We start from the raw sequence: 8,132 nt of genomic DNA, 5'->3' as shown, positions 1-8,132 counted from the left end.
TGATTGCCTCCTTTGCAGGCAGTTGGTGGTTAGGCGCTGGCGGGGTCACTACCCCCGCCCTGCGCCGCTCTGAGTTCTTCCAGGCACTCGCGCAGCGCCTCGTATTCGTCGTCGGTCAGCCAGAACTTGCGCTGACGCATCCCTTTGGCCTTCATGCGCTCGGCATATCGCGCTTGGCGTACAGCGTCAGGGCTGGCCAGCAGGTCGCCGGTCTGCTTGTCCTTTTGGTCTTTCATATCAGTCACCGAGAAACTTGCCGGGGCCGAAAGGCTTGTCTTCGCGGAACAAGGACAAGGTGCAGCCGTCAAGGTTAAGGCTGGCCATATCAGCGACTGAAAAGCGGCCAGCCTCGGCCTTGTTTGACGTATAACCAAAGCCACCGGGCAACCAATAGCCCTTGTCACTTTTGATCAGGTAGACCGACCCTGAAGCGCTTTTTTCGTATTCCATAAAACCCCCTTCTGTGCGTGAGTACTCATAGTATAACAGGCGTGAGTACCAACGCAAGCACTACATGCTGAAATCTGGCCCGCCCCTGTCCATGCCTCGCTGGCGGGGTGCCGGTGCCCGTGCCAGCTCGGCCCGCGCAAGCTGGACGCTGGGCAGACCCATGACCTTGCTGACGGTGCGCTCGATGTAATCCGCTTCGTGGCCGGGCTTGCGCTCTGCCAGCGCTGGGCTGGCCTCGGCCATGGCCTTGCCGATTTCCTCGGCACTGCGGCCCCGGCTGGCCAGCTTCTGCGCGGCGATAAAGTCGCACTTGCTGAGGTCATCACCGAAGCGCTTGACCAGCCCGGCCATCTCGCTGCGGTACTCGTCCAGCGCCGTGCGCCGGTGGCGGCTAAGCTGCCGCTCGGGCAGTTCGAGGCTGGCCAGCCTGCGGGCCTTCTCCTGCTGCCGCTGGGCCTGCTCGATCTGCTGGCCAGCCTGCTGCACCAGCGCCGGGCCAGCGGTGGCGGTCTTGCCCTTGGATTCACGCAGCAGCACCCACGGCTGATAACCGGCGCGGGTGGTGTGCTTGTCCTTGCGGTTGGTGAAGCCCGCCAAGCGGCCATAGTGGCGGCTGTCGGCGCTGGCCGGGTCGGCGTCGTACTCGCTGGCCAGCGTCCGGGCAATCTGCCCCCGAAGTTCACCGCCTGCGGCGTCGGCCACCTTGACCCATGCCTGATAGTTCTTCGGGCTGGTTTCCACTACCAGGGCAGGCTCCCGGCCCTCGGCTTTCATGTCATCCAGGTCAAACTCGCTGAGGTCGTCCACCAGCACCAGACCATGCCGCTCCTGCTCGGCGGGCCTGATATACACGTCATTGCCCTGGGCATTCATCCGCTTGAGCCATGGCGTGTTCTGGAGCACTTCGGCGGCTGACCATTCCCGGTTCATCATCTGGCCGGTGGTGGCGTCCCTGACGCCGATATCGAAGCGCTCACAGCCCATGGCCTTGAGCTGTCGGCCTATGGCCTGCAAAGTCCTGTCGTTCTTCATCGGGCCACCAAGCGCAGCCAGATCGAGCCGTCCTCGGTTGTCAGTGGCGTCAGGTCGAGCAAGAGCAACGATGCGATCAGCAGCACCACCGTAGGCATCATGGAAGCCAGCATCACGGTTAGCCATAGCTTCCAGTGCCACCCCCGCGACGCGCTCCGGGCGCTCTGCGCGGCGCTGCTCACCTCGGCGGCTACCTCCCGCAACTCTTTGGCCAGCTCCACCCATGCCGCCCCTGTCTGGCGCTGGGCTTTCAGCCACTCCGCCGCCTGCGCCTCGCTGGCCTGCTGGGTCTGGCTCATGACCTGCCGGGCTTCGTCGGCCAGTGTCGCCATGCTCTGGGCCAGCGGTTCGATCTGCTCCGCTAACTCGTTGATGCCTCTGGATTTCTTCACTCTGTCGATTGCGTTCATGGTCTATTGCCTCCCGGTATTCCTGTAAGTCGATGATCTGGGCGTTGGCGGTGTCGATGTTCAGGGCCACGTCTGCCCGGTCGGTGCGGATGCCCCGGCCTTCCATCTCCACCACGTTCGGCCCCAGGTGAACACCGGGCAGGCGCTCGATGCCCTGCGCCTCAAGTGTTCTGTGGTCAATGCGGGCGTCGTGGCCAGCCCGCTCTAATGCCCGGTTGGCATGGTCGGCCCATGCCTCGCGGGTCTGCTCAAGCCATGCCTTGGGCTTGAGCGCTTCGGTCTTCTGTGCCCCGCCCTTCTCCGGGGTCTTGCCGTTGTACCGCTTGAACCACTGAGCGGCGGGCCGCTCGATGCCGTCATTGATCCGCTCGGAGATCATCAGGTGGCAGTGCGGGTTCTCGCCGCCACCGGCATGGATGGCCAGCGTATACGGCAGGCGCTCGGCACCGGTCAGGTGCTGGGCGAACTCGGACGCCAGCGCCTTCTGCTGGTCGAGGGTCAGCTCGACCGGCAGGGCAAATTCGACCTCCTTGAACAGCCGCCCATTGGCGCGTTCATACAGGTCGGCAGCATCCCAGTAGTCGGCGGGCCGCTCGACGAACTCCGGCATGTGCCCGGATTCGGCGTGCAAGACTTCATCCATGTCGCGGGCATACTTGCCTTCGCGCTGGATGTAGTCGGCCTTGGCCCTGGCCGATTGGCCGCCCGACCTGCTGCCGGTTTTCGCCGTAAGGTGATAAATCGCCATGCTGCCTCGCTGTTGCTTTTGCTTTTCGGCTCCATGCAATGGCCCTCGGAGAGCGCACCGCCCGAAGGGTGGCCGTTAGGCCAGTTTCTCGAAGAGAAACCGGTAAGTGCGCCCTCCCCTACAAAGTAGGGTCGGGATTGCCGCCGCTGTGCCTCCATGATAGCCTACGAGACAGCACATTAACAATGGGGTGTCAAGATGGTTAAGGGGAGCAACAAGGCGGCGGATCGGCTGGCCAAGCTCGAAGAACAACGAGCGCGAATCAATGCCGAAATTCAGCGGGTGCGGGCAAGGGAACAGCAGCAAGAGCGCAAGAACGAAACAAGGCGCAAGGTGCTGGTGGGGGCCATGATTTTGGCCAAGGTGAACAGCAGCGAGTGGCCGGAGGATCGGCTCATGGCGGCAATGGATGCGTACCTTGAACGCGACCACGACCGCGCCTTGTTCGGTCTGCCGCCACGCCAGAAGGATGAGCCGGGCTGAATGATCGACCGAGACAGGCCCTGCGGGGCTGCACACGCGCCCCCACCCTTCGGGTAGGGGGAAAGGCCGCTAAAGCGGCTAAAAGCGCTCCAGCGTATTTCTGCGGGGTTTGGTGTGGGGTTTAGCGGGCTTTGCCCGCCTTTCCCCCTGCCGCGCAGCGGTGGGGCGGTGTGTAGCCTAGCGCAGCGAATAGACCAGCTATCCGGCCTCTGGCCGGGCATATTGGGCAAGGGCAGCAGCGCCCCACAAGGGCGCTGATAACCGCGCCTAGTGGATTATTCTTAGATAATCATGGATGGATTTTTCCAACACCCCGCCAGCCCCCGCCCCTGCTGGGTTTGCAGGTTTGGGGGCGTGACAGTTATTGCAGGGGTTCGTGACAGTTATTGCAGGGGGGCGTGACAGTTATTGCAGGGGTTCGTGACAGTTAGTACGGGAGTGACGGGCACTGGCTGGCAATGTCTAGCAACGGCAGGCATTTCGGCTGAGGGTAAAAGAACTTTCCGCTAAGCGATAGACTGTATGTAAACACAGTATTGCAAGGACGCGGAACATGCCTCATGTGGCGGCCAGGACGGCCAGCCGGGATCGGGATACTGGTCGTTACCAGAGCCACCGACCCGAGCAAACCCTTCTCTATCAGATCGTTGACGAGTATTACCCGGCATTCGCTGCGCTTATGGCAGAGCAGGGAAAGGAATTGCCGGGCTATGTGGGGTTCTAGGCATTCAGCAAGGCGCGTCGGTGTTTCTCTAGATTGATAGCCAAAAAAAAGCCTACCCCTTGAAGGAGTAGGCCGGCGCGCACTCACACGTTCAGTCAATCGTCGTTTCTGTCCTCCGAAATGTGAACCGCCATGTCCTGCAGTACCTGGCTGACGTGCTGGTCGGCGATGCCGTAGAAGATGTGCTTGGCCTGGCGCTCGCCGCGCACGAGGCGCGCGCCGCGCAACAGGCGCAGGTGATGGCTGACCAAGGATTGCGACAGGTCTAGCGAATCGGCAATGTCGCCCACTGCGACGGATCCGCGCATGCACTGCAACAGGATTTTCAATCGCGATTGGTCGCCCAGCAGGCGGAAGGTCTCGGCCAGAACAGCGACGTCACTTTGCGACAGTGCGAGGACATCAGTGGTCGCGCCGTGGCTGGAGGTCGAACAGTGAGCAATAGCGGAGCTGGTGGTTTTGCGTGATGTCATGGATTCAAACCCTCAAGTGAACTGCGAGCCGGCTCGCACGGCCTCAATGCTTGTGACCAGGAGCGGAGTGGTCATGGTCATGATTGTGCTCACTGTGGCCATGGCCGCTGTGGTCCTGACGGTCTGTCGTGGGTTGCAGGCTGCAGATGTTCTCGTCAGCCTCCGAGTTCCAGTCGATTCCGACTGTGGCGTGTTCGATGCTGAATTGCTCTCGAAGCACCACCTCGACGCGCTTGACCACGGCTCGCGCCTCCTCGTCCACATTGGGTCGAACGTGCAGTGTGGCCATCGTGCGACCGGAAGTGAGTTGCCACACATGAACGTGGCTGACAGCTGCCAGGCCGGGTACAGTGCTCATCAGGCCTTGTTCCACCTTTTCCGGCGAAGCATCCTCTGGCGCGCCTTCCAGCAGGATATGGATCGACTTGGCCAGGAGCTTCCAGGCGCTGCGCAGAATCAACGCTGCCACCAAGACCGACAGAATGGGGTCGATCGGCGTCCAGCCGGTGAAATAGATGACGATCGCTGCAACGATGGCGCCGACAGAGCCCAGCAGGTCACCCATCACGTGGAGAATGGCACCTTTCACATTGACGTGATCGGTTTCGCCGCGGGTCATGATCCACAGCACGAGGACGTTGATCAGTAAGCCGAGCACGGCGACGATCATCATCGGGCCGGCGAGGATGACGGGCGGCGCCTGCAGCCGCTCCCACGCCTCGTAGGCGATCCATGCGACGATCGCGAACAGGGTCACGGCGTTCAGGAAGCCGGCGATGACCTCGAAGCGCAGGTAACCGAATGTGCGTTTGCTGTCGGCTGCGCGGCGACCGAATCGGAAGGCAGCGTAAGCCAGGGCAAGTGCCACGGCGTCGGTCAGCATGTGGCCAGCATCGGCAAGTAGGGCTAGCGAGCCCGACAGCACGCCGCCGACAGCTTCCACGAGCATGAAGCCGAAGATCAGGAAGAAGGAAACCAGAACCTTGCGCTCGTTGGCGCTGGTCACTGTGGGGGTGTGGTCGTGATCATGGTCGTGACCATGGTCATGTGCATGGGATTGGGACATGGGCGCCTCTGCTGGTTGAGTGTTTGACTATGGTGAAAATATAACACATGAATACATGTTCATGTGAAGTATTTTCGCTCACCCTTCCCAGCCGCCGAAGCCATACGTTGTGGTGCCGCAACGAGAAAATGTGCCTATCCTTTCGGCCAGATACGGTGCAGGTCATCCACAATCAGCTGGTGATGGTGCTTGCCTCGGTCTGCGTGTGTGCGTAAATGAGGGTGATCCGGCGGCAAGCTGGGGTGGTCATGCACCACGTCAGAAGGGTCGCTGGCCGGCCACAGCCAGAGCGCCAGCACCACGCCGGCCAAGCCGATCAGAGACATGACAATGAAGGTCGATGGTAAGCCCATGACCGCGCCGATCTGCCTGCCCGTCTTGCACCGAATGCATAACGACGAGTTTGGCAGATGATTTCGCCAATTGCGGATAGAACGCAGCGTCTGGAAAACCGCGAATATCATTGAGATAGGCCACACCACGCGACAAGGCATAGGCTTGCGTCGCGGGTTGATAACTGTCGAGCGAGACGGGAATGCCATCTGCCTTGAGCGCGTCCAGCACCGGCGCGATACGCGCGATTTCTGTGTCGGACGAAACAGGCGCGGCGTCGGGATTGCTGGATGCCGGACCGAGGTCGATCACATCTGCCCCCTCGGCCATCAGCTTACGCGCCTGCGCAATGGCTGCGTCTGGCGCCAGATACCGGCCTCCATCGGAGAAACTGTCCGAGGTTATGTTGACGATGCCGAAAATGATGAGCGATTTATTCATGGGGGCTTCTATAATAATAATAATCGAGCATGAGTCTCATACGGATGCTCGGGTCGAAAGGGAATCCCCAGGCGAGTAACCTGTTTGCGGTGATCCATTAGCTGCAGGAGCAGAATAGCATAAGCCAGGAAAGCGGCCTATGGAGCTGTGCGGCAGCGCTCAGTAGGCAATTTTTCAAAATATTGTTAAGCCTTTTCTGAGCATGGTATTTTTCATGGTATTACCAATTAGCAGGAAAATAAGCCATTGAATATAAAAGATAAAAATGTCTTGTTTACAATAGAGTGGGGGGGGTCAGCCTGCCGCCTTGGGCCGGGTGATGTCGTACTTGCCCGCCGCGAACTCGGTTACCGTCCAGCCCAGCGCGACCAGCTCCGGCAACGCCTCGCGCACCCGCTGGCGGCGCTTGCGCATGGTCGAACCACTGGCCTCTGACGGCCAGACATAGCCGCACAAGGTATCTATGGAAGCCTTGCCGGTTTTGCCGGGGTCGATCCAGCCACACAGCCGCTGGTGCAGCAGGCGGGCGGTTTCGCTGTCCAGCGCCCGCACCTCGTCCATGCTGATGCGCACATGCTGGCCGCCACCCATGACGGCCTGCGCGATCAAGGGGTTCAGGGCCACGTACAGGCGCCCGTCCGCCTCGTCGCTGGCGTACTCCGACAGCAGCCGAAACCCCTGCCGCTTGCGGCCATTCTGGGCGATGATGGATACCTTCCAAAGGCGCTCGATGCAGTCCTGTATGTGCTTGAGCGCCCCACCACTATCGACCTCTGCCCCGATTTCCTTTGCCAGCGCCCGATAGCTACCTTTGACCACCATGGCATCAGCGGTGACGGCCTCCCACTTGGGTTCCAGGAACAGCCGGAGCTGCCGTCCGCCTTCGGTCTTGGGTTCCGGGCCAAGCACTAGGCCATTAGGCCCAGCCATGGCCACCAGCCCTTGCAGGATGCGCAGATCATCAGCGCCCAGCGGCTCCGGGCCGCTGAACTCGATCCGCTTGCCGTCGCCGTAGTCATACGTCACGTCCAGCTTGCTGCGCTTGCGCTCGCCCCGCTTGAGGGCACGGAACAGGCCGGGGGCCAGACAGTGCGCCGGGTCGTGCCGGACGTGGCTGAGGCTGTGCTTGTTCTTAGGCTTCACCACGGGGCACCCCCTTGCTCTTGCGCTGCCTCTCCAGCACGGCGGGCTTGAGCACCCCGCCGTCATGCCGCCTGAACCACCGATCAGCGAACGGTGCGCCATAGTTGGCCTTGCTCACACCGAAGCGGACGAAGAACCGGCGCTGGTCGTCGTCCACACCCCATTCCTCGGCCTCGGCGCTGGTCATGCTCGACAGGTAGGACTGCCAGCGGATGTTATCGACCAGTACCGAGCTGCCCCGGCTGGCCTGCTGCTGGTCGCCTGCGCCCATCATGGCCGCGCCCTTGCTGGCATGGTGCAGGAACACGATAGAGCACCCGGTATCGGCGGCGATGGCCTCCATGCGACCGATGACCTGGGCCATGGGGCCGCTGGCGTTTTCTTCCTCGATGTGGAACCGGCGCAGCGTGTCCAGCACCATCAGGCGGCGGCCCTCGGCGGCGCGCTTGAGGCCGTCGAACCACTCCGGGGCCATGATGTTGGGCAGGCTGCCGATCAGCGGCTGGATCAGCAGGCCGTCAGCCACGGCTTGCCGTTCCTCGGCGCTGAGGTGCGCCCCAAGGGCGTGCAGGCGGTGATGAATGGCGGTGGGCGGGTCTTCGGCGGGCAGGTAGATCACCGGGCCGGTGGGCAGTTCGCCCACCTCCAGCAGATCCGGCCCGCCTGCAATCTGTGCGGCCAGTTGCAGGGCCAGCATGGATTTACCGGCACCACCGGGCGACACCAGCGCCCCGACCGTACCGGCCACCATGTTGGGCAAAACGTAGTCCAGCGGTGGCGGCGCTGCTGCGAACGCCTCCAGAATATTGATAGGCTTATGGGTAGCCAT

At 61.8% G+C, this 8,132-nt stretch carries 8 protein-coding genes and 2 pseudogenes; 2 read left to right on the top strand and 8 right to left on the bottom strand.

Going from position 1 to position 8,132, the window contains the following annotated elements; all coding sequences use genetic code 11:
• Positions 1–29: 29 nt before the first annotated feature.
• Genes urfF through P2E05_RS21985 form a run of 3 tightly spaced genes read right to left on the bottom strand, consistent with a single transcriptional unit; the run spans position 30 to position 2,640 of the window.
• Entirely contained in the window at positions 30–236 is a 207-nt protein-coding gene (gene urfF / locus P2E05_RS21335) for a plasmid repression protein F (RefSeq protein WP_007857788.1), read from the bottom strand.
• Between the two features lies 1 nt (position 237).
• Positions 238–450, bottom strand: a complete 213-nt coding sequence (locus P2E05_RS21880; protein ID WP_000455501.1) for a hypothetical protein — start codon at positions 448–450, stop codon at positions 238–240.
• Positions 451–510: 60 nt separating this feature from the next.
• Positions 511–2,640, bottom strand: a complete 2,130-nt coding sequence (locus P2E05_RS21985) for a MobA/MobL family protein (protein ID WP_001395566.1) — start codon at positions 2,638–2,640, stop codon at positions 511–513.
• 198 nt (positions 2,641–2,838) lie between these two features.
• Here P2E05_RS21985 and P2E05_RS21310 point away from each other — a divergent pair, with 198 nt between their 5' ends.
• Together P2E05_RS21310 and P2E05_RS21305 are read left to right on the top strand one after the other, a co-directional pair.
• Positions 2,839–3,123 carry a mobilization protein C gene (locus P2E05_RS21310; protein WP_000238497.1) on the top strand — a complete coding sequence of 95 codons (285 nt, stop codon included), beginning with the start codon at positions 2,839–2,841 and terminating at the stop codon, positions 3,121–3,123.
• A gap of 553 nt (positions 3,124–3,676) precedes the next feature.
• Positions 3,677–3,838, top strand: a pseudogene (locus tag P2E05_RS21305) (IS91 family transposase); the annotation flags it as partial.
• Positions 3,839–3,942: 104 nt separating this feature from the next.
• Here P2E05_RS21305 and P2E05_RS21300 read toward each other — a convergent pair.
• The 5 genes and pseudogenes from P2E05_RS21300 to P2E05_RS21280 all read right to left on the bottom strand — a co-directional run bounded on the left by P2E05_RS21300 (position 3,943) and on the right by P2E05_RS21280 (position 8,132).
• Positions 3,943–4,320 carry an ArsR/SmtB family transcription factor gene (locus P2E05_RS21300; RefSeq protein ID WP_000203935.1) on the bottom strand — a complete coding sequence of 126 codons (378 nt, stop codon included), beginning with the start codon at positions 4,318–4,320 and terminating at the stop codon, positions 3,943–3,945.
• 43 nt (positions 4,321–4,363) lie between these two features.
• Positions 4,364–5,386, bottom strand: coding sequence for a cation diffusion facilitator family transporter (locus P2E05_RS21295; RefSeq protein WP_000083351.1), 1,023 nt, complete (start codon positions 5,384–5,386; stop codon positions 4,364–4,366).
• A gap of 357 nt (positions 5,387–5,743) precedes the next feature.
• A pseudogene (locus tag P2E05_RS21290) lies at positions 5,744–6,160 on the bottom strand (dihydropteroate synthase); the annotation flags it as partial.
• Between the two features lie 294 nt (positions 6,161–6,454).
• Positions 6,455–7,306: a replication protein C, IncQ-type gene (gene repC / locus P2E05_RS21285; RefSeq protein ID WP_000240536.1), complete on the bottom strand. Its 852-nt coding sequence runs from the start codon at positions 7,304–7,306 to the stop codon at positions 6,455–6,457.
• A complete protein-coding gene (locus P2E05_RS21280) occupies positions 7,293–8,132 on the bottom strand; it encodes a helicase RepA family protein (RefSeq protein WP_000190708.1) in 840 nt (279 codons plus the stop codon). The genes repC and P2E05_RS21280 overlap by 14 nt, the downstream gene beginning before the upstream one ends.

Origin of the sequence: Providencia stuartii (assembly GCF_029277985.1) — a bacterium.
In the GTDB taxonomy this organism is placed as follows: Bacteria; Pseudomonadota; Gammaproteobacteria; order Enterobacterales; family Enterobacteriaceae; genus Providencia; species Providencia zhejiangensis.
The sequence above is the reverse complement of the archived record's forward strand: the minus strand, read 5'-3'. Positions and strand labels throughout refer to the sequence as shown.